Source organism: Anaerolinea thermophila (genome assembly GCF_020723905.1).
Taxonomy (GTDB): domain Bacteria; phylum Chloroflexota; class Anaerolineae; order Anaerolineales; family Anaerolineaceae; genus Anaerolinea; species Anaerolinea thermophila_A.
The window spans coordinates 366451-391541 of sequence record NZ_DYHZ01000003.1 but is presented as its reverse complement, the minus strand read 5'-3'; the positions used below and the strand labels follow the sequence as shown (position 1 = coordinate 391541).

Annotated in this window: 24 protein-coding genes; 11 read left to right on the top strand and 13 right to left on the bottom strand. The window is 46.4% G+C overall.

The window, feature by feature from the left end:
• The first annotated feature begins 152 nt into the window (after nt 1-152).
• From LHF31_RS06590 to LHF31_RS06555, 8 genes are read left to right on the top strand one after another with little or no spacing between them, the layout of a single operon-like run.
• Nucleotides 153-1547, top strand: a complete 1395-nt coding sequence (locus LHF31_RS06590; protein ID WP_298004672.1) for a dipeptidase — start codon at nt 153-155, stop codon at nt 1545-1547.
• A gap of 53 nt (nt 1548-1600) precedes the next feature.
• The gene (locus LHF31_RS06585; RefSeq protein WP_303773919.1) at nt 1601-2440 is read left to right on the top strand and encodes a DUF1385 domain-containing protein; all 840 of its coding nucleotides are present in this window, start codon (nt 1601-1603) and stop codon (nt 2438-2440) included.
• A gap of 25 nt (nt 2441-2465) precedes the next feature.
• The gene (locus tag LHF31_RS06580; protein ID WP_298004678.1) at nt 2466-3020 is read left to right on the top strand and encodes a helix-hairpin-helix domain-containing protein; all 555 of its coding nucleotides are present in this window, start codon (nt 2466-2468) and stop codon (nt 3018-3020) included.
• 25 nt (nt 3021-3045) lie between these two features.
• On the top strand, nt 3046-3492 hold the full coding sequence (locus LHF31_RS06575; protein WP_298004681.1) for a GatB/YqeY domain-containing protein: 447 nt from the start codon (nt 3046-3048) through the stop codon (nt 3490-3492).
• A gap of 1 nt (nt 3493) precedes the next feature.
• Complete coding sequence (locus LHF31_RS06570; protein WP_303773918.1) at nt 3494-5629, top strand: HD family phosphohydrolase; 2136 nt, start codon at nt 3494-3496, stop codon at nt 5627-5629.
• Nucleotides 5626-6078: an rRNA maturation RNase YbeY gene (gene ybeY, locus LHF31_RS06565; RefSeq protein ID WP_298004687.1), complete on the top strand. Its 453-nt coding sequence runs from the start codon at nt 5626-5628 to the stop codon at nt 6076-6078. Before LHF31_RS06570 ends, ybeY begins: the two co-directional genes overlap by 4 nt.
• Complete coding sequence (locus LHF31_RS06560; RefSeq protein ID WP_298004690.1) at nt 6078-6467, top strand: diacylglycerol kinase family protein; 390 nt, start codon at nt 6078-6080, stop codon at nt 6465-6467. Before ybeY ends, LHF31_RS06560 begins: the two co-directional genes overlap by 1 nt.
• A 3-nt stretch (nt 6468-6470) precedes the next feature.
• Nucleotides 6471-7319 carry a TIM barrel protein gene (locus LHF31_RS06555; RefSeq protein WP_298004694.1) on the top strand — a complete coding sequence of 283 codons (849 nt, stop codon included), beginning with the start codon at nt 6471-6473 and terminating at the stop codon, nt 7317-7319.
• 2 nt (nt 7320-7321) lie between these two features.
• Here LHF31_RS06555 and LHF31_RS06550 read toward each other — a convergent pair whose 3' ends face one another.
• The gene (locus LHF31_RS06550; protein ID WP_298004697.1) at nt 7322-7975 is read right to left on the bottom strand and encodes a response regulator transcription factor; all 654 of its coding nucleotides are present in this window, start codon (nt 7973-7975) and stop codon (nt 7322-7324) included.
• A gap of 156 nt (nt 7976-8131) precedes the next feature.
• Between LHF31_RS06550 and LHF31_RS06545 the strand changes: the two genes are divergently transcribed.
• On the top strand, nt 8132-10546 hold the full coding sequence (locus LHF31_RS06545; protein ID WP_298004699.1) for a transglycosylase SLT domain-containing protein: 2415 nt from the start codon (nt 8132-8134) through the stop codon (nt 10544-10546).
• A 52-nt stretch (nt 10547-10598) separates the two neighbouring features.
• Here LHF31_RS06545 and LHF31_RS06540 read toward each other — a convergent pair whose 3' ends face one another.
• The 6 genes from LHF31_RS06540 to ppdK all read right to left on the bottom strand — a co-directional run bounded on the left by LHF31_RS06540 (nt 10599) and on the right by ppdK (nt 19217).
• Nucleotides 10599-11870, bottom strand: a complete 1272-nt coding sequence (locus LHF31_RS06540; RefSeq protein ID WP_298004701.1) for a dihydrolipoamide acetyltransferase family protein — start codon at nt 11868-11870, stop codon at nt 10599-10601.
• A complete protein-coding gene (locus LHF31_RS06535; RefSeq protein ID WP_298004703.1) occupies nt 11863-12840 on the bottom strand; it encodes an alpha-ketoacid dehydrogenase subunit beta in 978 nt (325 codons plus the stop codon). Before LHF31_RS06535 ends, LHF31_RS06540 begins: the two co-directional genes overlap by 8 nt.
• A gap of 9 nt (nt 12841-12849) precedes the next feature.
• Complete coding sequence (gene pdhA / locus LHF31_RS06530) at nt 12850-13809, bottom strand: pyruvate dehydrogenase (acetyl-transferring) E1 component subunit alpha (protein ID WP_298004705.1); 960 nt, start codon at nt 13807-13809, stop codon at nt 12850-12852.
• Between the two features lie 130 nt (nt 13810-13939).
• Entirely contained in the window at nt 13940-14746 is an 807-nt protein-coding gene (locus tag LHF31_RS06525) for a hypothetical protein (protein ID WP_303773917.1), read from the bottom strand.
• A gap of 85 nt (nt 14747-14831) precedes the next feature.
• Nucleotides 14832-16403 (bottom strand): APC family permease, encoded by a 1572-nt coding sequence (locus LHF31_RS06520; protein WP_298004712.1) that lies wholly within the window; start codon nt 16401-16403, stop codon nt 14832-14834.
• A gap of 114 nt (nt 16404-16517) precedes the next feature.
• Entirely contained in the window at nt 16518-19217 is a 2700-nt protein-coding gene (ppdK, locus tag LHF31_RS06515; RefSeq protein ID WP_303773916.1) for a pyruvate, phosphate dikinase, read from the bottom strand.
• Nucleotides 19218-19433: 216 nt separating this feature from the next.
• Between ppdK and LHF31_RS06510 the strand changes: the two genes are divergently transcribed.
• Both LHF31_RS06510 and LHF31_RS06505 read left to right on the top strand, forming a co-directional pair.
• Nucleotides 19434-19832, top strand: coding sequence for a response regulator transcription factor (locus tag LHF31_RS06510; protein WP_298008279.1), 399 nt, complete (start codon nt 19434-19436; stop codon nt 19830-19832).
• 47 nt (nt 19833-19879) lie between these two features.
• Entirely contained in the window at nt 19880-20176 is a 297-nt protein-coding gene (locus LHF31_RS06505; protein ID WP_298008277.1) for a hypothetical protein, read from the top strand.
• A gap of 16 nt (nt 20177-20192) precedes the next feature.
• Here the strand turns inward: LHF31_RS06505 and LHF31_RS06500 are convergent, their stop codons facing one another.
• Genes LHF31_RS06500 through LHF31_RS06475 form a run of 6 tightly spaced genes read right to left on the bottom strand, consistent with a single transcriptional unit; the run spans nt 20193 to nt 25086 of the window.
• Nucleotides 20193-20555: a hypothetical protein gene (locus tag LHF31_RS06500; RefSeq protein ID WP_298008275.1), complete on the bottom strand. Its 363-nt coding sequence runs from the start codon at nt 20553-20555 to the stop codon at nt 20193-20195.
• Between the two features lie 9 nt (nt 20556-20564).
• Complete coding sequence (locus LHF31_RS06495) at nt 20565-21329, bottom strand: alpha/beta fold hydrolase (protein WP_298008273.1); 765 nt, start codon at nt 21327-21329, stop codon at nt 20565-20567.
• A 3-nt stretch (nt 21330-21332) separates the two neighbouring features.
• The gene (locus tag LHF31_RS06490; protein WP_298008271.1) at nt 21333-22865 is read right to left on the bottom strand and encodes a CCA tRNA nucleotidyltransferase; all 1533 of its coding nucleotides are present in this window, start codon (nt 22863-22865) and stop codon (nt 21333-21335) included.
• The gene (hpt, locus tag LHF31_RS06485) at nt 22862-23437 is read right to left on the bottom strand and encodes a hypoxanthine phosphoribosyltransferase (RefSeq protein ID WP_298008269.1); all 576 of its coding nucleotides are present in this window, start codon (nt 23435-23437) and stop codon (nt 22862-22864) included. The genes LHF31_RS06490 and hpt overlap by 4 nt, the downstream gene beginning before the upstream one ends.
• 8 nt (nt 23438-23445) lie before the next feature.
• Nucleotides 23446-24018, bottom strand: coding sequence for a thymidine kinase (locus LHF31_RS06480; protein ID WP_298008267.1), 573 nt, complete (start codon nt 24016-24018; stop codon nt 23446-23448).
• A gap of 12 nt (nt 24019-24030) precedes the next feature.
• The gene (locus tag LHF31_RS06475; protein WP_298008265.1) at nt 24031-25086 is read right to left on the bottom strand and encodes a bifunctional phosphoglucose/phosphomannose isomerase; all 1056 of its coding nucleotides are present in this window, start codon (nt 25084-25086) and stop codon (nt 24031-24033) included.
• Nucleotides 25087-25091 lie beyond the last annotated feature (5 nt).

Sequence of the window (25091 nt, the reverse complement as noted above, 5' to 3'; positions counted from 1 at the left end):
TAGCCGACCACCGTATTCCATAAAATTTTATCACAAGTCTTTTTTGTTAACATCCACACCACAGTTAAGGTCATGATGACTTCCGAGATGGCAATCCCGATAAAATTGCTTATAATTTGGAATAACAGAATGATAAAGGAGAGTATCAAGGTATGAGCACTCGTCGAGGGGATGCAGTCAAGTTTGCCCGAGATCATATGGATGAGTATCTGAGTTCGCTTAAGAAACTCGTTGAAATCCCTTCCATTTCCACCTTTCCTGAAAACCAAAATGATATTCAGAGAGCCGCCTCAGAATTGGCTTATCAAATGGAAATGGCCGGGATGCAAAACGTAAAGATCATTCCCACCCAGGGGCATCCGGTAGTTTATGGGGAAGATTTATCTGCCGGCCCAGAAAAACCTGTGGTGTTGGTGTACGGGCACTACGATGTGCAACCTGTAGATCCTCTTGAACTCTGGGAAACCCCTCCATTTGAACCCCAGGTAAAGGGAGATTACCTGGTTGGCAGGGGAACCTCGGATATGAAAGGGCAAGTTCTTGCTGCACTTTCAGCCTATCACGCCATTCGAAAAACTCAAGAAATTCCTGTAAATGTAAAATTTGTTGTTGAAGGTGAGGAAGAAATCGGATCTCCGCATTTCAGAGCATTCGTTGAAAAACACGTCGATCTCTTGAAGAGCGATATTTCTTTGAACCCCGACGCCGGGATGATGGCGCCTCACCTGCCCACTATTGTATATGCCTTGCGAGGTTTGGCTTTCTTTGAGTTGCTGGTTTATGGACCTTCTCACGACCTGCACTCTGGGGTATTTGGCGGGGTTATTCATAACCCGGCTCAGGTACTTTGCGAATTCATTGCCGGTTTGCATGACCAAAACGGAACAGTAACCTTGCCCGGTTTTTACGATCGGGTTAAACCCTTACCGGACTGGGAAAAACAGGAACTTTCCCGCCTGCCTCTGGGGGAAGAAGTTCTTCTTGAACAAACAGGAGCGCCTGCTCTTTGGGGAGAATCTGAATTCAATTTTGCTGAACGAATTGGCGCCCGCCCCACCTTAGAAGTGAATGGATTGTACTCTGGCTTTATTGGTCAGGGTTCAAAAACCATCATTCCAGCCTACGCAATGGCAAAGATTTCTTGCCGACTTGTTCCCGAACAAAATCCTCACGAAGTTCATCAGCAATTCCTCCAGCACCTGAAAAATGTTATGCCTCCTACGGTACGCTGGGAATTAAAATACCTGGGTGGCGGCAATCCCTGCATGACAGACATTCGCCATCCTGCCAATCAGGCACTGGCTTCTGCACTTGAAACAGTATGGGGGATTCGCCCAGTTTATAAACGCGAAGGCGGCAGTGTTCCAGTTGTAGGAGACTTTAAAAATTTCCTTGGCATTGAGAGCATTCTTACTGGATTTGGTCTTCCGGATGATCGCATTCATAGTCCTAACGAACACCTCCATCTTCCCACCTGGAAAAAAGGCATTGAAGCCTTAATCCACTTCTTCTTTAACTTAGCCGAACAGGAAGGACTTAAACATTGAAATCCACACGAATGCCTGCATATGGTGGTCAAGCACTGATTGAGGGCGTACTCATGCGGAGCCGTTATGTTGCTGTTGCGGCAATGCGCGCTCCAGAGGGGAAAATTGTCCTGCATGTTGAACCCCTTTCCAATATTTACCGGTCACGGTTCTGGCAATTGCCTTTTATTCGAGGGGTCACAGCCCTATGGGATGCTCTTGGTCTGGGAATGCGGTTTCTGACCATTTCTGCCAATTTACAAGCCCCTGAAGAAAAACCGATTGATGGGAAATCAGCAGTTTTCACCATCGGGGTTTCTCTCCTTCTGGCAATTGGCTTGTTTTTCCTGATTCCCGCAGGGATTGCTCAATTTCTACAAAACTCCCTGACAATGAATGCTTTTACAAGCAATTTAATTGAAGGAGGAATCCGGCTTGCTTTTGTTATTGGATACATATGGGCTATTGGAAAAATTCCCGAAATTCAGCGGGTATTTGCTTATCACGGAGCAGAACATAAAACCATTAACGCCTTCGAAGGTCAGGAAGAGCTCACCCCTGAGAAAGTGCAACAATATCCTTTAGAACATCCGCGATGTGGCACCTCTTTTTTGCTCACCCTGATCATTGTTTCCATTGTTGTCTTTACCCTGCTGGGAGACCTGACACCCTTCTGGAGAATTGCAACCAGGGTTCTCTTTCTACCAATACTGGCAGGGATTGCCTACGAGTTCATTCGCTGGAGTGCTAACCATATTGATAATCCTCTGGTACGCAACTTGATTCAACCCAATCTGGTGTTGCAACGTTTGACCACCCGGGAACCGGATCCTGGCATGCTGGAAGTAGCCATTGCTGCATTTAAAGAAATGTTACGATTGGAAAAGGAATACGCATCATCCCAGGACACATAATTTTCTCTCAGAGGGAGAATTCCCCATGGAAGAATGGCAGGAGTGGCAAAAATACCTGGTGGCGTTTTTCTTTGGGCTCATTGCGAGCGCAGTCATTCTTCTCATTGCCCGGCGTCCCAGCGGAGTCCCGCTCACTCTATATCCACCACCTACACCACAACCCTATTTGGTTCATGTGGATGGTGCAGTAAATAAACCGGGTGTATATCCAGTAGAAAGAGGAAGTCGGGTAAACGATGCTATTCAAGCGGCAGGCGGCGTTACTGAGTCTGCCAATCTTCGTGACATCAATCTGGCTGCACCTATTAAGGATGGGCAAAAAATTTATATTCCTTCCATTTACGAAATTACAACCCCACCAGCAACTGATCAAAACGCATCTGCATGGATTGATCTGAATCATGCTTCTCTGGAAGAATTAATGACCCTGCCAGGCATTGGGGAAGATCGGGCAAAAGAAATTATCCGCTATCGCGATTCCCATGGGGGTTTTAAAACTATTGAAGAACTCTTGAATATCACTGGAATCGGAAAAGCAACTTTTGAAAAAATTAAACCTTTTGTATTCATCACGCCATAACACTTGAGGAGGTTATAATCCCATTATGTTAAGCAGACAAACAATTGAACAGGCCTTGAAAGAAGCAATGCGCAACAACGACGAAGTTGCCCGTCGCACTATACGTATGATCCTCAGCGCCATAAAACTTGCCGAGGTAGAAAAAGGTGCAGCATTGGACGAATCCGCGTTGTTGGCTGTGTTGCAAAAAGAATTAAAGTCTCGCCGCGAATCCATTGCCGACGCCGAAAAAGCCAACCGATCCGATCTGGCTGAGGCAGCAAAAGCAGAAATTGCGGTGATTGAATCGTTTTTACCCAAACAACTGTCTATGGAAGAACTGGAAGCGTTAGCCAGAGAAGCCATTCAGGAAGCCGGCGCAACCACGCCCGCAGATATGGGTAAGGTAATGAAAATCCTCATTCCAAAGGTGCAAGGAAGAGCCTCCGGCGATCAGGTTAGCCAGATGGTTCGTAAATTGTTGCAGGGATAACATGAGGTTATCGGATCTAAAAGCCCGTTTGCTTACACCTTATACTCGAAGGTTGTTTAAGGTATTCATTTTGCTTATGACAAGCGGGCTTTCTTTTATTATCTTATGGTTACCAATAGCCTCTCGCCCACTAATTTACACACTCTCTCCAGGAGACGTGGCACCTCAAGATATTGAAGCCCCATACTCTCTGAGTTATGTCAGTGAAGTATTGACAGAACAGGCACGTCAGGAAGCAGAGCAAAAAACCTTACCGGTCTATCTCCCCTCAGATGCTTCCATAACCCGCCGGCAAATCGAAAAACTGCGGATTACGTTCCAGTACATCAATGCAATCCGGCAAGATCCTTATGCATCACTTGAGCAAAAGATTGAAGATTTACAAAAAGCCAAAGACCTGAACCTGACTCAAGAAGAAATCAATATCATACTGACACTGGATCAAAGTAACTGGGAACTAATTCAAAGTGAAGCCCTTCGGGTACTGGAACAGGTCATGAGAGACACTATTCGAGAAGACCAGTTACAGGAAGCCATCAAACGTACCCCTTCACTGATAAGTTTTTCCCTTTCGCCCGAAGAAGCCCAACTGGTTTTAAAACTCATCCGTCCATTCATCACCCCCAACAGTTTATATAGCCCGGAGCAAACCGAACTTGCCCGGAAATCTGCGCGCGAGGCAGTTCAACCAATCACCAAACAATATGTTGCCGGGGAAACAATTGTTCGTCGAGGTCAAATAATTACCCCATTAACGTACGAAGCGCTTCAGCAATATAAATTAATTCGCAGTAACAACAGAAACAGGGAATTAATCTCACTAGTTTCACTGATCCTTGTTCTCACTTGCTTAACTGGTCTTTTCTTCTATCGAAAAACCATTCCAATTTCAGGAAGTTTACGTTTTTCATTTATCATTGCTCTCTTCTTTCTGGTTTTTCTTTTCTCTGCACGAGCACTTGTACCCAATCGCGCTGTGGTACCCTATTTGTTCCCAATTCCCGCCTTTGGGTTAACTATTGCATCATTGTTTGGCATAGAACTCGGTGTCATCCTTTCCATCTCTTTAGGCATCTTAACTGCTTTTGGTACCACAAACAGTCTTGATCTGACCGTATACTATCTTCTGAGCAGTATCACTGGCATCTTTGTTTTAGGTAAAGCACAACGTCTTAGCCATTTTATCTGGGCAGGAATCAGTATTGGAGCAACTGGAAGTGCTATCATCTTTGCTTATCGCCTGATTTCTCCTTATACCGATCTGATAGGGATTGCTACCTTGGTTGGGGGTGCTTTTTTCAATGGTATTGCCTCTGCCAGTTTGACTGTCCTCTTTCAGTACATTTTCTCCCAAACACTCGGTTTGACAACAGCATTACAATTACTGGATCTTTCCCGCCCAGATCATCCTTTACTGCGGTTGATCATGCAGAACGCTCCGGGTAGTTATCAGCACAGTTTACAGGTTGCTGTGCTTGCTGAACAAGCAGCAGAGAAAATTGGCGCAGATGCTATGCTCGTTCGCGTGGGCGGTATGTATCATGATGCCGGTAAAGCTCTAAATCCTTCTTTCTTCATCGAAAATCAAACTGGCACTGCTTTAGACACTCATGATGATATTCCTCCAGAAGAATCGGCTCGCATCATCATCCAGCATGTGCTGGATGGGGTAGAACTGGCAAAGAAGTACCGTATTCCCTCTCGAATCCAGGATTTTATTCGAGAACACCACGGGACTATGCTGACTCGATATCAGTATGCCAGAGCGCTTGAGAAAGCCAATGGCGACTCTACAAAAGTGGATCAAGAAAAGTTCCGATATCCGGGACCTCCTCCAGCCTCTCGAGAAACAGCTTTACTAATGCTTGCCGATGGAACACAGGCACGAGTTCGTGCTGAATTACCTGAAACTGAAGAAGAGATTCGGGCAGTTGTAAAAAAAGTGATCGATTATTGCCTCAAAGAAGGACAACTGGATAATACCCGACTGACGTTGAGAGACCTCACATTAATTGCTGATTCGTTCGTACAAACGTTGAAAAACACCTACCATCCGAGAATTCGATACCCGGAGATCCAGCAACCCACCCATAAGGAAGAGCAACCCCCTACTGACCTATCCAAGGAGAAAATATGATTTACCTCTTCATTGATGAACCCTATGAAGGTCTACTCGATCGAGAGACGCTGATTCGATCCGCCAAGGAAACCCTCCAAGCCGAAAATCATCAAGACTCAGATGTGACAATATCTATTCAGGATGATGAAGCCCTTAAGAATCTGAATTTACAGTTTATGGGTATAGACGCTCCCACAGATGTGCTATCTTTTACAATGGACTTTTTTGACCCGGAAACGGAAAGGCATTACCTGGGAGATGTGATTATCTCTTTTCAAAGAGCCGAAGAACAGGCTCAAATAGCCGGTCACTCTACCGAAAGCGAAGTTGTGCTCTTAATTGTTCATGGCATTCTTCATCTTGCTGGGTATGATCACAGCACAGAAGAAGAGAAAAACAAAATGTGGAAGATCCAACAGGAAATTCTCGACCGTTTAGGTTGTAAAATTAATCGGCTTCCGGAATAATGATGAATGAATTCCTTCGACTGAGGATTCGCGCCTTTGGGTATGCCTTTTCCGGCTGGTGGTATGTCATTCGTACCCAGCGGAACGCATGGATCCATGCAATCATTTCCATAGTAATCGTGGTTTTATGCCTTTTCCTGAACCTTCCGGCTCGGGATTGGGCTGTCATTATTTTGACAATCGCCTTGGTGTGGATATCCGAATTCCTGAACACGGCACTTGAAGCCGTTGTCGACTTAGCCATGCCCATTCATCATCCTCTTGCACGGGTTGGGAAAGATGTTGGTGCAGCGGCGGTACTTATATCTGCCATTGCGGCTGTACTGGTGGGAATTTTTATTATTGGTCCCGCTCTGTGGCAAAAAATTGCTCCGTTTTTTGCGAGGTGACATATGCTTCCTTTCACCTTTGGTACCGTTGGTGCTCCCCTTTCTACCCCAAAGAAACCGGGTGGGAGTATTGGAGCCATTCAACATTTAGCCTCTCTCGGATTGTATGCGTTTGAATTGGGATGGGTACAGTCCGTTCGTGTATCTGAGGAAACCTGCCGTGACATTCAAAAAACGGCTGAAGAATATCAGGTTCAAATCAGCGTCCATGCACCTTATTTCATAAACCTCAACGCTGATGACGAAGAGTGGCTGAAATCTCGAAAGCGTTTAATGGATGCAGCATATTATGGAGCGCTGGCAGGAGCCACGGATATTATTTTCCACCCCGGCTCTTATTTTTCACTACCACCTGCTGAAGTTCTCCCTAAAGCCATTAACCGCCTGGAAGGATGCGTAAAGGAATTATCCGATCAACAAATTAAGGTAATATTGAGACCAGAAACCATGGGCAAATCTGCCATGCTGGGGTCGCTGGAGGATGTACTGGAGATGAGCAGAGCCCTTCCAGGATATGTGAAACCCTGTCTGGATTTTGCGCATCTCCACGCCCGTACTGGAACAGGAGCCCTTAATTCTCGCGAGGAATGGCTTGAAGTGCTCGATGAAGTCGCAAAGACGCTTGGCGAAGAATCTTTGAAGAGCCTCCACATCCATCTTTCAGGAATTGAGTATTCAGATAAGGGAGAAAAAAATCATCTACGGCTGGAAGAATCCGATTTAAATTTAAAGGGACTGTTTGAAGCCCTTCACGAACGTGAATGCACCGGCAGGATTCTCTGTGAATCGCCGGTGCTTGAAGAAGATGCCCTTTACATGAAACAAAGATGGATCGAGTGGTTTGGAGAATAGCTTTACAAATATTCTCTAAGGTTATGCTCCACAGCATAAGCCGCGGCTTCAGCGCGATTGCTCACTCCCAACTTGGAGAGAATACTGCTTACGTAATTCCGGACGGTTCCTTCTCCAAGGAACAAGGCTTTGGCAATTTCCCGGTTGGTTTTACCTTCGGAAACCAACAACAAAACATGTTTTTCCTGTTGACTGAGGTTTGCAAAGGCGGATGCCTCTTCTTCCTTGACGGCACGACGGACTTCCTGAAATACACGCTGGGTTACTGCCGGATCCAGTAACGCTTCTCCCCTGCCCACGGATTCCAGCGCTCGAATTAAGTCATCACCGCCAATTTGTTTGAGAATATACCCGGAAGCGCCTGAACGAATTGCCGAGAAAAGCATCTCATCTTCTGCATAGGAAGTCAGCATGACCACCCGCGTTTCGGGAAAACGAGTAGTGATTTCCTCGCAGGCTTCTATGCCAGAAGCGCCTGGTAAACGGATATCCATCAAGACGATATCAGGACGATACCGGGAAACCATATCAATGGCTTCCTTTGCCGTAGACGCCTCACCAATCACCTCAAAATGGGCATGGTGTTCTAAAAGGGCTCTCAAGCCAATTCGAACGACTTCATGATCATCCACCAGCAAAATCCTCTGTTTTGGCATCTCCCAAAACCTCCGTATCCAGTATAAATGACCGTCTTACTCCTGACAAGGGTTGACCTCTGGGAATAAAATCCTTTTTACAATTATCCATCAAAATGCTCTGAAACCTTCATGGGTATTGACATCCCTTCGCACTTCCAGTATAAGCACCAGTATATGTCCAAAAAATTTTTTCTTTTCTTGCTGCTGATCCCCTTCGTGATGATGTCCTGTGGACTTCCCGTACAGTTCAGGCCGCAGACCAGTGTAGAAACAGAGAGCGTCAACCTGGCCAACCAGACACCGACTCCAGAACCCAGTGCTACACCTACTCCTACACCATTACCTGCTGTTCGATTGGAATTGGGAGAAAGTCATTTCTTCATGGGAGATTTTGATCGGGCAAAAGAAGAATTTCAGGATATCATCCAGCGAGCGGAGGATGAGGCAGTAGTTGCAGAAGCCCTGATTGAACTGGGAAAAATATCTTACTTAACGAGAAACTACGATCAAGCCATTCAAGAACTTACTCTGGCAATCACACAGTTTCCCCAGGCTGAAAATATAGGCAGTGCCTGGTTATATCTGGCGCTTTCTTTCGAAGCCCTGAACAAACCCGATTTAGCCGCTGATGCCTATGCGAAATTATCTGAGATAACCGGTACAACCCTGAACGAATATATAGAGGAATGGCGAGGGGATGCCCTCTTGAATGCAAATCGTCCGGCAGAAGCCGCAGAAGCCTACCAGATGGCAATTGATGCGTTACCTGTGGATAAAGACCCCGTTTGGCTGAAAATCAAGAAAGCCCGGGCATTGGCTATTAATCAGAATACCTCTTCTGCCATCACAGAATTTTTAGATGCATATCAAAATACTGCCAATGAATATGCTAAAGCACAAATCAACTTCTTGCTGGGACAAATATACCTGAACCTGGGAGCTCCAGAGCAAGCCTATGCGCGTTTTCAGGATTCGGTAACGAATTTTCCAATGGCTTATGACTCGTATTCCGGGCTGGTGGAGTTAATAAATGCTGGACAGCCTGTGGACGAATTAAATCGTGGTCTGGTAGATTATTTTGCTGGACAATACGGCCTTGCCGTAGAGGCTTTCTCCCGGTACATCGACAGTCAGGAAATTCCCACCAGCACAGCCTATTACTATCGAGGCATGAGCCGCCTGGCTATGTCGGAATATGGAAACGCAATTGGGGATTTTGATATTCTCATCGAGAAATATCCGAATGATCGATTCTGGTCAAAAGCCTACCAGCAAAAAGCCTTTATCTTATGGGCTTATTTAAACAATTATCCAACGGCAGCGGAGGTTTTACTTGATTACGTCAATAAAGCCGGAGATGTTGAGGATGCTCCCCAAATGCTTTTTGAGGCGGCAAGAATTTATGAAAGAGGAAATTATCTTTCGAAAGCCGCAGAAACCTGGCAGACATGCCATGAACGTTTTCCATCAGCAGAAATCAGCCGCCGTGCATTGTTCCTGGCAGGTATTACCCTTTACCGATTAAAAAATTATTCTCAGGCTCGATTAATTTTTCAACGTTTTCTCATCCTGTCAGATCAACCCGAAGAGCAAGCCGCATCTTACTTATGGGTAGGGAAAACGTATCAGGCAGAAAATGATTTTCAGCAAGCCAAAACCGCCTGGGAGCAGGCTGTTCAGCGAGATCCTACCGGATACTACAGTCAACGAGCGTCAGAACTTCTGGTAGGGCGAAAGCCCTTTGAAAGTCAAAATCCAATCAATTTAGCCTATGATTTGAATTTAGAAAAAGACGAGGCTGAAACCTGGTTGAGGACAAAGTTTTCGATCCCTCCTGAGCAAGATTTGAATAATCTCTCTGAACTGAGGGTATCACCAGCATTTCAGAAGGGTGAAGCCTTATACGATTTGGGTTTGTACGAAGAAGCGCTCAATGAGTTTGAGAAAGTCCGACAGCAATATCTCAACGATCCGATTAACTCGTATAAACTCATGAACTACTTCCTGGAAAAAAACCTTTATCGCCTGGCAATTTTATCTGCCCGGCAAGTTCTCAATCTGGCTGGATTTGACGACGCTTCCACCTTGAGCGCGCCTCGTTATTTCAACCATATCCGTTTTGGCGTATATTTCAAAGATCTCATCCAGCAGGCATCCCAGAAGTACAATCTAAATCCTTTGTTGCTTTTGAGTGTAATCCGGCAGGAAAGTCTCTTCGATCCTACAGCCAGGTCTTCTGCTAACGCCAGAGGACTGATGCAAATCATTCCGTCAACCGCCCGAGAAATTGCCACTCAACTGCAATGGCCTTCTAACTTTGATCTAAAAGACCTGGAGCGCCCCAAGGTCTCCATTGAATTTGGGGCTTCATACCTCTCCCGTCAAATTCGCTTTTTTGATGGAGATATATACGCCGCACTGGCTTCTTATAATGGAGGCGCTGGAAACACTCTTGCATGGAAAGAACTGGCAAACGATGATCCAGATTTATTTCTAGAAGTGATTCGTTTCCAGGAAACCCGCCAATACATTATGAATATTGTAGAACTTTATAATTTATACCGGCTGTTTTACGAACAAAAGCCATGAAAAAGGGGCTGTCTGGTTGTTGCAAACAGCCCCTTTCAATTACCGGTTCAGTCTAAACAAGAAGCAAAACTGGATTTTCAATGTATCTCGCCAGAGCCTGCATGAATTGCGCCGCCTCAGCGCCATCCGTTACCCGGTGATCGGCAGACAGCGTGGCTTTCATGCGTATTCCGGGTTTAATTTCATCCCCAACAACAACAGGCACTTTTTGAGCAGCACCCACCGCCAGGATTGCGCTTTCAGGGGGATTAATTATGGCTACAAAATGTTCAACATCGAACATTCCCAGGTTACTGATTGAGAAAGTTGATCCTTCAATGTCCTCTGGACGGACTTTCCCCTGCCGTGCTCTGGAAACCATGTCACGAATTTCAGCAGAAATGGTTCTGACCGGTTTCAAGTCAGCATCTTTACATACAACCGTAAGCAAACCACCCTCTACCGCAACAGCCACTCCAATATTCACATGACCATGGCGCACAATATTTGTTCCAGAAACGGAAGCATTCAGATTTGGGTAATTGCGCAAAGCCAGAGCCACGGCTTTAATGACAAAATCGTTCAAGGTTAACTTTTGTCCATCAGGCATCAACTGGTTAATTTGTTCTCGCAGAGAGAGCAACGCCTCCACATTGAAAGAGCGGGTTACGTAAAAATGAGGATAGTTTTGCTTTGAGTCCACCATCCTGCGTCCGATTGCCTGCCGGAGACGATCCATGGTAACAACTTCATCCGCTGGAACGTTTGCCATACCTGTCCATACAGGCAAAATAACCGATGGGGGCACAGGTTCAGGAGGCGCCGCTCCCGCTACTTCGGAAGGCTTTGGAGCAGAGGTTTTTATCATTTCCAGGTAGGCTTCAATGTCTTTTCGAACAACTCTTCCTCCCGGTCCGCTTCCTCGAATGGCATTCAAATCTATCTGATGCTCTTGGGCAAGGCGTTTGGCTAATGGAGAGGCTTTGATACGCTGTACTTCCTCAATGACGGGACCACTCGCAGGCCCTGATGGTTGCATCTCAACAGACTCCTCAGTGCTTGCTTTCGGAGAGACTTCAGAGGTCGGTTCTTCTGAAACAACCTCTCCGGGCGCGGTAATGATGGCTATTGGAGTACCAACAGGGACTATCGCACCTTGCTCTACAAGATGCCGATAGACAACACCACTGACAGTGGTTTCTACTTCCACTGTAGCCTTATCCGTCTCAATCTCTGCCAGTACCTGTCCTTTTTCAATTGCCTCGCCTTCTTGCCTAACCCAGCGCACCAGAGTGCCTTCCTGCATATCAAAGCCGAGTTTGGGCATCTTGATCGTTTCAGCCATTCAACACCTCCCTGACCGCTTGAACGACATCCTCAACCTTGGGCAAGGCCATTTGCTCCAGGGTTCGATTGTAAGGTAAAGGAACTTCCTTTTGTGCCACACGGCGAATTGGGGCATCTACATAATCAAAGGCCTCTTCGTAAATCCGTGCGGCGATTTCTGCACCTACGCCATAGGATTTCCAACCTTCTTCAACAATGACAGCGCGATTGGTCTTCTTAAAGGATTCCAGTACCGGATCCATGTCTAAGGGACGCAGGGTGCGTAAATCCACAATTTCAACCTCAATGCCTTCTTTTGACAATTGTTCTGCTGCTTTTAACGAAATTTCCAACATCTTACTGTAAGTGACAATGGTGACGTCTTTTCCAGCACGTTGAACAGTAGATTTTCCAATCGGAATGGTGTAATCCCCTTCCGGAACTTCACCCCGCATCTGATACAAAGTGGCATGTTCGATAAACAGGATGGGGTCATTACTGCGGATGGCAGATTTCAACAGTCCTTTGGCATCCGCAGGTGTTCCCGGTGCAACCACTTTCAATCCCGGAAAATGAGCAAAAATGGCATCCGGAGTCTGAGAGTGAGTAGCCCCCAATTGACGTCCACCACCTCCCACCGCTCGGATCACCAGAGGTAAAACCATCTGACCGCCAAACATGTAATGAAGTTTGGCTGCCTGGTTGACAATGTGATCCATGGCAGAAAACGCAAAATTGATGGTCATTAATTCAGCGACCGGGCGCAAGCCGGTTAGTGCGGCACCAATTGCCGCCCCAATAATACCTGACTCAGCAATGGGTGTATCCCTTACGCGTTCAGGGCCAAAGTGGTCGTAAAAGCCCTTGGTAACCGCATAGGTTCCCCCCCATACCCCAACCTCTTCGCCCAAAATAAACACACTGGGATCACGCTCCATTTCTTCCCATAAAGCCTGAGAAATTGCCTCGCGCATGGTAATTCTTGCCATATTTCCTCCCTATGCTTCTACGTAAATGTGCTCAAACAGTTCATGAGGTTGAGGTTCAGGGCTGGCTTCAGCAAACTGAACAGCATCTTCCACAATGGCTTCTGCTTCATCATCTAATTGATTGAGTGCTTCTTCTGTGGCAATCCCATTCTCCTGAAGATACTGTCGGAAAATCCCAATGGGATCATTTTCCTGATAGCGGTGAACTTCTTCAGGTTTGCGATAACGTTCTGGATCTCCCATGGAGTGGCCTCGAAAACGGTAGGTCATGGCTTCCATCAACATGGGACCTGCTCCCTCTCGAATGGCTTCAATCATCTCTTCAGCCGCCTGGCGCATTGCCACCACATCCATACCATCTACCCGCCGGCTGGGCATACCATATGCCTGGGCTTTTTGGATAATTTCAGAAACCGCTGAGGCTCGCTCCACTGCTGTCCCCATTCCATATTGATTATTTTCACACACCCACAGAACAGGTAAATTCCAGATTTTGCTCATGTTCAAGGCTTCGTGAAAATATCCAATATTCGTTGCCCCATCACCAAACATACAGATAGTGACATTTTTTTGCCCGGTATAAGCATCTCCTAAAGCCAGCCCCGTAGCAATAGGCAAATGAGCACCTACAATCGCATGACCTCCCCAGAAATTTTTGGTCACATCGGCAAGATGCATTGATCCGCCTTTGCCTTTGGAACAACCGGTGGCTTTTCCGAGCAACTCTGCCATCACCTCGCGTGCTGATAAGCCGCAGTTGATCGCAACGCCGTGGTCCCGGTAGGCTGTAATCACGCGGTCTTGGGGTTTCCTTGCTGAAATCAACCCTGTGCTGACAGCCTCTTGTCCAATATAGAGATGAAGAAATCCGCCAATTTTTCCCTGTTGATACAGTTCAGCAGAACGTTCTTCCAGTCGGCGGATTATCACCATCTCTTTATACATGCGTAAATATTCGTCTTTTTCCATAGAACGAAACCTCCATTGGGTCTTGGTGAATTGTCTTGCAGGCAACAACAAAACCGCTAAATTATACCCGATTTATCTTTTATAGACAAAAACCACCCGGTAAAAAATTCTAAAAAAATTATAACAAACCTTAAGGTTCATAAGAATAATTTGTACAATAAGGAACAATTGTTTGCTCACCTTGAAAAATACAGGCAAACTGAAAACCGTTTTCGAATTTTGCTACGATTAAGAATTGAGACAAAGGTGAATTGGCTGGTTGTGGGCCCATAAATAGATCAACTCGATCACTCAACCAAAGGGTATATTCTCCTTGAGCATTCTCCCAATAGCCCTGAACAGACTGAAATGAGGCTGGTAAGGCTTGTACACTGGAGGAGGCACGAGATTGCTGAATCAGTTGATTTACAATTTGGAAGGCTTTCCGCTCAGATCGTCCATAAATTGAAAATAAAGAAATCACGAATACTAAAAGAAGGAGTCCCAAGGGGACAAGATATCTTCGTGCCCAAAGTTCAGGGTGATCCTGATCAGGGATCTGCGAGGATACTCCAAGCCTCACCAAATAAGCAAAGGGGAGATACAAAACAACCAGAGGTAAAAACAGATAAAATAACATGATAAACATCCCTAAGGTACGTTCCTCTCCTCCCTGAAGGGAAAGGGTACCCAACAACGTTAATCCTAATGCGCCTGAAAATCCTCCCAAAACCGTCCCTAACCATTTTGACTCTGGAAAAGATGCCACACCTCCTAACAATGCACCGGAAAAAGTATATTTCAAGATATATTCCAGGAGAGAATCACCTCCCCCTGGCTTCAAGGGCACCCCGGGTAGTAGTAACCCATTAATGGCTTGACCGAACCAGGCGTATAGCCCCCCCATTAGTGCTCCAATGACGACACCTGTGACAATGCGATGTAGATGAGTTCTCATGAGTTGAATTATATCCACAGAAAGAAACAAATCACAGGGAGTTGCCTGCCCTGTGATTTGCCTTATCCAGAACAAGTATAAAAATTTATTCCTCAGGGGGGTGAGAAACTATCATTTCTAAATTAATTCCCTGTTTCATTAATTGATTCTTCCGGAACCAGTATAGCGCAAAACCCACCGCAAAAGTTCCCATGATCCAGCCAAAGGGTCTTAATTCAAACCCCCTCGGGCTGAGTGCAAGGTAATTCAATAAATAAACCCCATAAGCAACCCAAATCAATCCCGCAAGGCTAACCAGGGGAATATTTCCTATCCGCCATCCTGCCGGGCCTGAAGCCTTTTGAAAAGCATCCACGTTCTTCAGGGGATAAACAGCTAAAGCCACAGCGGAAATAATCTGTCCAGAAGCAATAACAAAGAAAAACGGTCTTATGCTTTCTAAACTATAGGTATGGGTCAGGGCAAATAGCATCACTCCAAGTTCCAATAGCAACGACATCCAGAGAACAGCCACTACTGGCGTATCCAGTGATGGATGTTTGAATGACAACGAAACGGGTAAAATTTTGTCTTTTGACCAGGCTAATAGCATTCTTGATCCTGCCATGATAGTAACAAGAAGTAAATTGAATGTTGCAATCAACCACCCCAGCAGGAATAAATACGCTAATGTGGGATTAGGTCTAAGAATATTGGCGTAGAAAAACAACCATGGATAGACTGCTTCCGATCCCTCTCTAGTTCTCAGATAAATATAACTCTGCGCGGCAAGCCAGTTAACAGGCACCAAGCGGAGTAAAAACAGACTGGTCACAATAAACAGGGCAGAAGCAATCAGAACTGCACCCAAATTTCCTAAAAGCAAATCCTGCTGAGGCTTCTTTACCTCTTTTGCCATCCAGACAGGTATAACAATACCAACGAATAAAATGACGGCAATGATCAAGCCCAGAGTTAAAAACGCGTTGGGAAATGGTCCAGTTGTCAAACCCAACTGGCGGGCAATGAAAAGTTGTCGATCGTAAGCACCAAACCCCATATAGGTATTCCACCCATCAGCAAAGGACTGTATAGGTGCAGCTAATTGGAAAAGCAATCCTGCCCAACTGAGTAAAGTAAGAAAAAAGCCCAAACGTAGAATATTACGAGCAATTTGTACCGGGAAAATACTTACAATAAAAGCCAGCACAATTAAAATCGAACCAACAATGATGACTCCAGTTGGCGAATTTAAACCTTCCAACACCGAGAAACTGGCGTTCGCAGTAATTCCAGCAGTTTTAGAAATAATCGGAAAAGCCACAGTGGCAAGAGTACCTGTAAACCCACTGACCAGCATCACCACCCCGACCATCATGGTAAAAGAAGCCGCAAAACCAAGAGAACCAGTAAGCACCCGAGACATCAATACATAATCAGCGCCATGATGGGGAGAAAATACTCCAATAGAGGAATAAATATAAACCAGTAAAATACCCGAAACTAAAGCAACAATCAGGGCTAGCGTAATGTTTGTGCCGGGAAAATCCCCTAATAAAGCAGCATAAGGAAACAAGCCGGAGGTGAAAATTCCTATGGAAGCAACAGCCAGAAAAAGAACGATAAAACCATCGATGACTCGAGAACTTGATGATTGTTCTGGATTCCGATTTGACATCCGTCATTCCTCCAAGGCGACATAATCCTACCTGAATTATAGTACAAAGGGTCTGGAGAACTCCCTCAACAGGCATCTCCAGACCCTTTTTAAGTTTACAGATGGTTTACAAATTTAGCGGTTTTTAATTGCCGCCTGTGCAGCAGCCAGACGAGCCACCGGCACACGGAACGGTGAGCAACTCACGTAGTTCTGACCAATCAAGTGGCAGAACTCAATAGAATCAGGATCGCCACCGTGCTCACCGCAGATACCCACTTCCAGTTCAGGACGGGTGCGGCGTCCTTCTTCAACTGCCATGCGCATCAGGCGTCCCACGCCTTCGCGATCGAGCGTCTGGAAGGGATTCTTCTCAAGAATACCTTCCTCAACATACTTGATGAGGAAGTTACGCTCGGCGTCATCACGGCTGTAGCCAAAGGTCATCTGAGTCAGGTCGTTAGTACCGAAGGAGAAGAACTCAGCCAGGCGAGCAATCTCACCTGCGGTTACTGCAGCGCGCGGGATTTCAATCATGGTGCCAAACTTGTACGGGAAGTTAACGCCTTTCTCGCTCATCACCTGTTTGGCAATGCGTTCAAGGCGCGGCTGGATCCATTCCAATTCCTTTACCGTACCGGTCAACGGGATCATGACTTCGGGTTTAACTTTGACGCCCCTTAAGGTGCAGTTTGCCGCTGCTTCGAAAATCGCCCGAACCTGCATTTCAACAATTTCAGGCATGTAGATGCTCAAACGCACGCCACGCAGGCCCATCATGGGATTGCTTTCATGCATCGCGCGGATGCTGGCAAGCAGTTTTTCTTTTTCTGCAAGCCCCTGGGTCTCACCCTTAACCCGCATCGTGATGACCTCTTCGAAAAGTTTCTCTTCGTCGGGCATGAATTCATGCAGAGGCGGGTCGATCAGACGGATGATCACGGGGTATCCATCCATGGCTTCAAACAAACCTTCAAAGTCCGAGCGCTGGAAGGGCAGAAGTTCGTCCAGAGCCTTCTTGCGTTCGTCAATGGTTTCCGCCAGAATCATGCGCTGAACAATGGGCAGGCGCTCAGGCTCAAAGAACATGTGTTCAGTGCGGCACAACCCGATGCCTTTGGCGCCATAGGAACGAGCGCGGCGAGCATCCTTGGGGTAGTCAGCATTCGCCCAAACCTGCAGACGGGCAATTTCATCCGCCCAATTCAGCAGGGTAAGGAGATCCTTTTGCTCTTCGAGGTCAGGAATACTGAGATCCATTTTGCCCAGGAAGACTTCACCCGTGCCACCATCCAGCGAAATCCAATCGCCTTCCTTAACCACAACATCGCCAGCCTTCATCTGGCGTTTTTCCAGATCAATACGGATGGAGGAAGCACCAACCACACAGGGGACGCCAAACTGACGCGCCACCACAGCGGCATGGGAGGTAGCACCACCTTCACTGGTCAGAATGCCTTTCGCTGCAAGCATACCATGCACGTCATCCGGTTTGGTGAAGGGACGAACCATGATCACCTGCAAGCCTTCTTCCTTGCCTTTCTTTTCGGCGGTATCAGCGTCAAAGAAGACCTGTCCCACAGCCGCACCCGGAGAAGCATTTACGCCAGTAGCAAAGAGACGTCCTTCTTTCTTGGCAGCCTTACGAGCATTCTCGTCAAATTGCGGATGAAGCATTGCATCCACCTGTTTGGTGGAAACGCGCATGACTGCTTCTTCTTTGGAGATCAATCCTTCGTTTGCCATATCTACTGCGATCTTAATGGCTGCTCTTGCAGTGCGTTTGCCATTGCGGGTCTGGAGCATCCACAACTTACCGCGCTCAATAGTGAATTCCATATCTTGCATGTCGCGGTAGTGTTTCTCCAGAATCTCACAGATCTTCATGAATTCATTGTAGGCTTCAGGAAGGGTTTCTGCCATCTTCTCAATGGGGTCAGTGTTGCGGATACCGGCAACCACATCCTCGCCCTGAGCGTTCAGCAGGTATTCACCGAAGACTTTGCGCTCACCTGTGGATGGATTGCGGGTAAAGGCAACACCTGTGCCAGAATCCCAACCCATGTTCCCAAAGACCATGGTTACAATGTTGACGGCAGTACCAAGATTGTCGGGAATACCCTCAGCGCGGCGGTAGTCAATGGCGCGCTTCCCATTCCAGGACTTGAATACGGCTTCGGTAGCAAGACGCAATTGTTCGATGGGATCCTGCGGGAAATCAAACCCCTTGTTCTCGCGAACAACCTTCTTGAAGATCTCAGAAAGTTCTTTCAAGTCTTCAGCAGTCAGATCAGTATCGGATTTAGCGCCTTTCTGGTGCTTAAAGGCTTCCATGGGCTCTTCGAAAGCCTCATCGGGCAGACCCAACACCACTGCACCAAACATCATGATCAGGCGGCGATAGGAATCATACACAAAGCGCGGGTTGTTGGTGAGTTTGATCATGCCCTGAACGGTTTCGTCGTTCAAACCAATGTTCAATACCGTATCCATCATGCCGGGCATAGAAAATTTTGCACCAGAACGGCAGGAGACCAGCAAAGGATTGTTAGGGTCGCCAAATTTCTTCCCGCTGGCTTCTTCAATCTTATGAAGAGCCTCAAGTTCCTGATCCCACATTCCTTCAGGGAACTTTTCCCCAGCCGCCAAGTAGGCATTGCAAGCCTCAGTTGTTACGGTAAAGAAGGGGGGGACAGGTAACCCGATACGATACATCTCGAACAGGTTTGCTCCCTTACCACCCAGCAAACCTCGCACGGCGTCCCAGGAACCTCCCACGTAAGCGGATGCCTGGTCCAGTTCATTGAATACATATACCCATTTTTTTTGCGTCATTTTGGAATCCTCCATGAAAAGATAAACAACCCCATAGCAGGGGATATTTCGCCAAAATCCACAAAATTCTACCACAAAGCCATCGATTGGCAAAGTTTTTTATCGGAGATGTCTATCCAACTTTGCAAAAGACTGTAAACCCATTGAAAGGTAAAAACTCTCAGATATGATTGATAATAGGTTTACCTAGAAATAACTATGGATCAGGAAAAGCACATGAAGATCCTCATCATTGACGACGACCCTGGTATGACGGATTTGCTCTCGGTATTACTGGCACCATCAGGGGCAGAGACGCTTGTTGCCAATACTGCCTCTGATGGACTGGAATTAGCCCGTTCCGAGCAACCTGATATCGTCATCCTAGATCTGCTCCTTCCAGAGATGAACGGAGTGGAAATTTGCAAAAAAATCAGAGAATTCAGTACGGTACCCATTCTGGTTGTCTCAGCCCTCGATTCCCCCAAGGTCATTGCTCAGGCTCTTGACAGTGGTGCGGATGGCTTCCTGTCAAAACCTGTATCAAGCGCAATTCTGACTGCACAAATTAATAAGCTTCTCCGGAGATCTTCCATGGTTAAAAAAAGTCTTACAAAGCCGGGACTTAGCCTGTAGAGAACCGTAGTAAAATAGCGGAAAATCATCCAAAGTAGAGGCAAATTATGCAAACCTGTTCTCGTTGTAAAACCATGGTTTCGGATGAAATTGTGTTCTGTCCTACCTGTCAGGCTGACTTACGGGAAGAATCTGTTACGTCTATTGCCTTGAAAAAAATGCGCGAGAATCCGCGGGTCTATGCTATTCATGTGGCAGTGAGCGCAGATGCCTGTCCAACATGCATGGCTTTAGAAGGAACTTACCCCAAAGATCAGGTTCCTGCTCTACCAGTGGATGGCTGTTCTAACCCCAATGGATGCAAATGCACCTATCAGCCCTTATTAACAGAAATTTTCCCCTAGAAATCTTGCGAATAATTCATTCCCCCGAAGAGGGGGATTTCTTTTCTATCCGTACCCCTTTCACAAAGGTCAGGGGCCATGAAGCAAAGACACCTGTGTATGGTTGGTCCAGATCACCCACCACTTTTTCAGAGGCTTTCAGACAAGCCTGAACAGTTTCTTCATCCGGGACAATTGCCATCAGAGTGTAGTTGGCTTCTATCCTGGCTGTGACATGGGGCAAAGAGTAACGCACAGGTAGATTAAACCGTTTCGCCCGCTGACGAAAAATTCCATTACTTTCAAAGATGGTCGCCCCTGTAATGCCAGCGTTGTACCACGCATCCAACACTTCATCCAGCAAGGTTGAGTCATCCAGAACAAACATCACCATGTACATGATAACCTCTCAGGTCTGTTGAAGAAGTTCAATGAACGCTGATGCTACCCGCTGAGGGGCTTCCATCATGGGCATATGTCCGGCATTGGGAATCGCTACCATCCATCCTCTTTGTAACCGCTCTACTACCTCAAGTGACCTCTCTATGGGAATAAGGTCATCCTGTTCTCCAGCAATAACCACTGTTGGAACGGAGATTTCTTTTAGAAAATCCATCATATCTTCCCGATCTGCCATTCCCCTTAAACAAGCCATTAAAACATGAGGAGCAGCTTTCTGCATCAGTTCTTGAGTATATTTGAGCACTTCGGGATTCCGACTATATTTTTTCAACGTGGCATGAATCACAGCCTGAGGTCCCTTACGCTTGATCTCATCTACCAGAATTAAACGGGCTTGTCGTCGTTCGGGTAAATCAGCGGCCGCCTGAGTGGCAACCAGTCCTACCCCGCTCAAACGTTGAGGATAGGCTTTTGCAAAGGCAAGGGTAATATATCCTCCCATCGAATGGCCTGCCACAATGGCTTTTTCCAGGCCTAACCGATCCATCAATGTCAGGATGTCATCCGCCATGGTACGCATGGAGTAATCCCCTTCCGGTTTAGGTGAAGCACCGTACCCTCTTAAATCAAGCGTGATCACCCGTGCTTTATCAGCAAGTTGTTGAACCACCTCATTCCAGATAGAATGATCTAATGGAAAACCGTGAATTAAGATGATGGGTTTTCCCTGCCCATGTTCCTCATAATACAGTGACACTGGTTCTTGCGTCATCTCCTAATCCTCCTTTTGGTGAGGAGACCAGTTTGCGATCCATTCTCTGGCAAAAGTGAGGGCCGAAGGCTTATCTGTAACCAATCCCTCCACTTGAGCCTCTCGAATGGCTTGTAAAATTTTACCAATCAATGGCCCGGGTTGTAAGTTAAACTCCCGGATGAGATCCTCCCCATTTACTAATTTGGGAGGTGTCACCAATGCGGTTTCCTTTTCCCATCTTGCTTCTAAGAGAATCTTGCAAATTTTTAATTCATTTACCCATCGGTCACTAGTCAATGTATAAGAATAAGTCGCCCAGAGATCTGCCAGTGAAAGCAGACAAATATCTATCCCGGCATCACCAAAATCTCGATAAAACCGATAGATTGCGCGAGGCGACGGTTCTTTCTCTTCCGAAACCAGCCAGTGGATTCTCATGTGACCGGAAATTACTTTTTGAATGTGCTCAACCTCATCGTTGCTCAACGCCAGAGAGCGGGCACGCAAGACAGCGAGGCTCTTGCTGGCTTCCTCATGGTTGAAAAAACGAATCCGCCCATTCTCATCTTCAAAAGCAGTGTCTGGTTTTCCTACATCATGATATAAGGCAGAAAAAAAGGTTAAACCACGTAAAAGACGAAGCGGATTGATTCGCTGATTAAAATGGGCTTTGAATTGTTCTCGATACCGTCCTAACCAGAGAGAGGCTTGCGCTGCAAACAAGCCAGTGGGAGATTGTTCAGACAGGTCTTCCGCAAGTACCTTAAGCAATAATTCCAGCCGGCTGACCGTTTCGAGGGTATGGTGCCAAACATCCTGTACATGGGGAGGAGATTGTTGAACCCCCTTCAACTTATCCAGTTCAGGAAAAATGACAGACAAAGCGTTGAGACGATCTAGTAAATCAATTCCAAGGCGAACCTTTTTGCCTTCTAAAATTTGAAAAATCTCGTCCCTTTTTCGTTCAGCAGAAACGGATCCCAGAAGTGGGACGGCACTGCGTGCCAATTGAAATGTAGAATCTTCGATACGAAATTCGAGTTTCTGGGCAAAACGGACCAGACGTAAGACTCTGGCAGGATCATCATCAAAAGAGGATGATGAGCAGGCTCTTAAAACTTTTCCTTTGAGATCTTGCAAGCCACCACAGGGATCCAAAACAGACAGTGAAGCACTGGGGATACAAAACGCTTCCTGCAAAGGAATAGCCATGGCGTTAATGGTGAGATCTCGTTTGCGTAAATCTTCCTCTAAATCCCTTTCTCGGAAACGGGCAAAATCCAGAAACGTCACCGGTCCCTTCTGTGGAGATACGACAACACGAATCGTCTCCCGCTCTTCATCCAATAGAAACACCCCTGCCTGTAACGCATTGGCTACACGACGCGCTAATGGTACAGGAGAATCGTTCAAGCAAAAATCCAGATCATGCGATTGAACCCCCAAGAACCAATCCCGAACAGAACCCCCAACCAGATAAATGGGTGTACCTCTGCTTTCAATGAGGATCGTTTTCAGAATGTGGCTCAATTCCTGATTAAAAGACTGATTCACCCTTTCTCCTGTTGGCTTATCATCGAATTGTACTTTTCCAGATTCACCACACCGATGAAAGGAAGATTCCGATAGAAATCGTCGATATCCAATCCGTAACCAAAGACAAATTTGTTCGGAATTTCAAATCCCACGTACTTCAAAGGAATTTCCACTTCTCTTCTCTCTGATTTATCCAGTAAGGCGCATACGCTTAAACTCTTTGGTTGTCGGATAGATAACAGTTCCAGCACAGAGTGAAGGGTATGGCCGCTGTCAATAATATCTTCAACCAGAATCACATCCCATTCGGAAATGTCGGTGTTCAGGTCAAAGGTAATCCGTACCTGCCCTGAAGAATGTCTTCCTCCAACACCGTATGAAGAAACTGCCATAAATTCTATGGCATGGGGAATCCGGATTGCACGCATAAGATCAGTAAGGAACATGACTCCCCCACGAAGAATGCAAACCAGTAGAAGTTTTTTTCCTTCGTAGTCTTGGCTGATTTGTTCTCCCAATTCCAGGATGCGCTTTTGCAAAGTTTCGGAGTCAATTAAGACCTCTCCAAGAAACTCACGGTAGTCCCACATTCCTCACCTCACTCTCTGGGTACTTCATGATGTTGTCTGCAACGCGCTTCGTATAACTCAGACGCCCCAACAATCACTACCGGGTCCGAGTATTTCGCGGGTTTTCCATTGACCAGGCGCTGTGTACGACTGGCTGGCTCCCCACATACCATGCAAATTGCCTGGAGTTTATCCACCCGCTCGGCAATTGCCATCATGACGGGCATCACCCCAAAAGGTTCACCACGAAAATCCATATCTAAACCAGCAACAATCACGCGAATACCTTTCGAGGCTAATATCTGTACTACATTCACAATTCCTTCATCAAAAAACTGGGCTTCATCAATAGCAACCACTGAAGTTTCAGGGTCTAATTTTTCCCAGATTTCTTCTGAATGCGAAATAGGAAACGCCTCAAACTCATTCCCTGCATGGGAAGTCACTTTTTCGATACTGTAGCGGTCATCAATGACAGGCTTGAAAACCTGAACTTTTTGTCGCGCAATCCGTGCGCGACGTAATCGGCGAATCAATTCATCGGTTTTACCACTGAACATGGAGCCGGTAATGACCTCAATTGAGCCTGCAGTGTGTTTCAAGTGTCCCTCCCTTTATGCAGAAGACATCTCCATTTTGAACGCATCCAGAATCGGGATGGGCGTTGGATCCATGCCGTACGCCATCGCCAAATAGTAAGCCATATAATCCCCGAACAGGATTGATGTCCAGATATGAGCAAGTTTGTTATCCCCGCGAGCCATAATCATATCTGTGTTAATGCCCTGTGTCATAAACATTTCACGGGTCAATTCAATTCGTTTCTGGTTCCGAATATTCATGCCAGGTGCCTGAATGAACAAAGCCATCATATTCATAAGCATGGCTGAAGGATTTTCCAATCCTGCCAGAGTATTATGATCGGCTTCCGGTAAAAATTCAAACTGTGCCCAAGCCTTTGCCAGTTCGTTAATTTGTCCTTTCCAGCGTCTCGCAACAGGCGCCAAGTAATCGGCTGCCAGCACCACCACCCAGCGCCCAAACAACTGTCCTGCCATTCGCTTGGCAGGATTATGGGTGACAGGCACATCTACACCTAAACTGGTCTGAACGTTGCGCATGGCATGAACAGCCTCTTCGATTTCCTGTTGAACAGAAGAAATGAAACCCAGTCGTTCAAATAACGCCAGGAGCAACCCAAAGGAATACCCCACAGCACTTCTGGGCGCATGTCGATGTTCAAACTGCCAGAGCGGCATGCCGAAATCTCTGGCTAATGTGGAGAGTTTTCCCCCCGTACAAATGGAAATGATTGAGCATCCGCGTTGGTGCGCCTGTTCAAATACCCAAAGGGTTTCCTCTGTATTTCCAGAATGGCTGGAAGCGATGACAAGAGTATGTTCATTAACCCATAGTGGTAATTCATAATCTCGATGAACAACAACGGGAAGAGAAATTTTATCCTGTACATACGCAGCAACCAGATCTGCTCCGATTGCTGATCCCCCCATTCCTGAAATCAAAATATGGCGATATTCTTTTTTTGGGGGAAGAGTAAAGTCCTTCCCCAACGAATAGGCATAACTCAACTGGTCTGGAAGCCCATTGATTTGTGCGATCATGTTTTGTGAATCGAGTTTTTGGAAACCAGCCACATCATCCAGATTCATAGAAT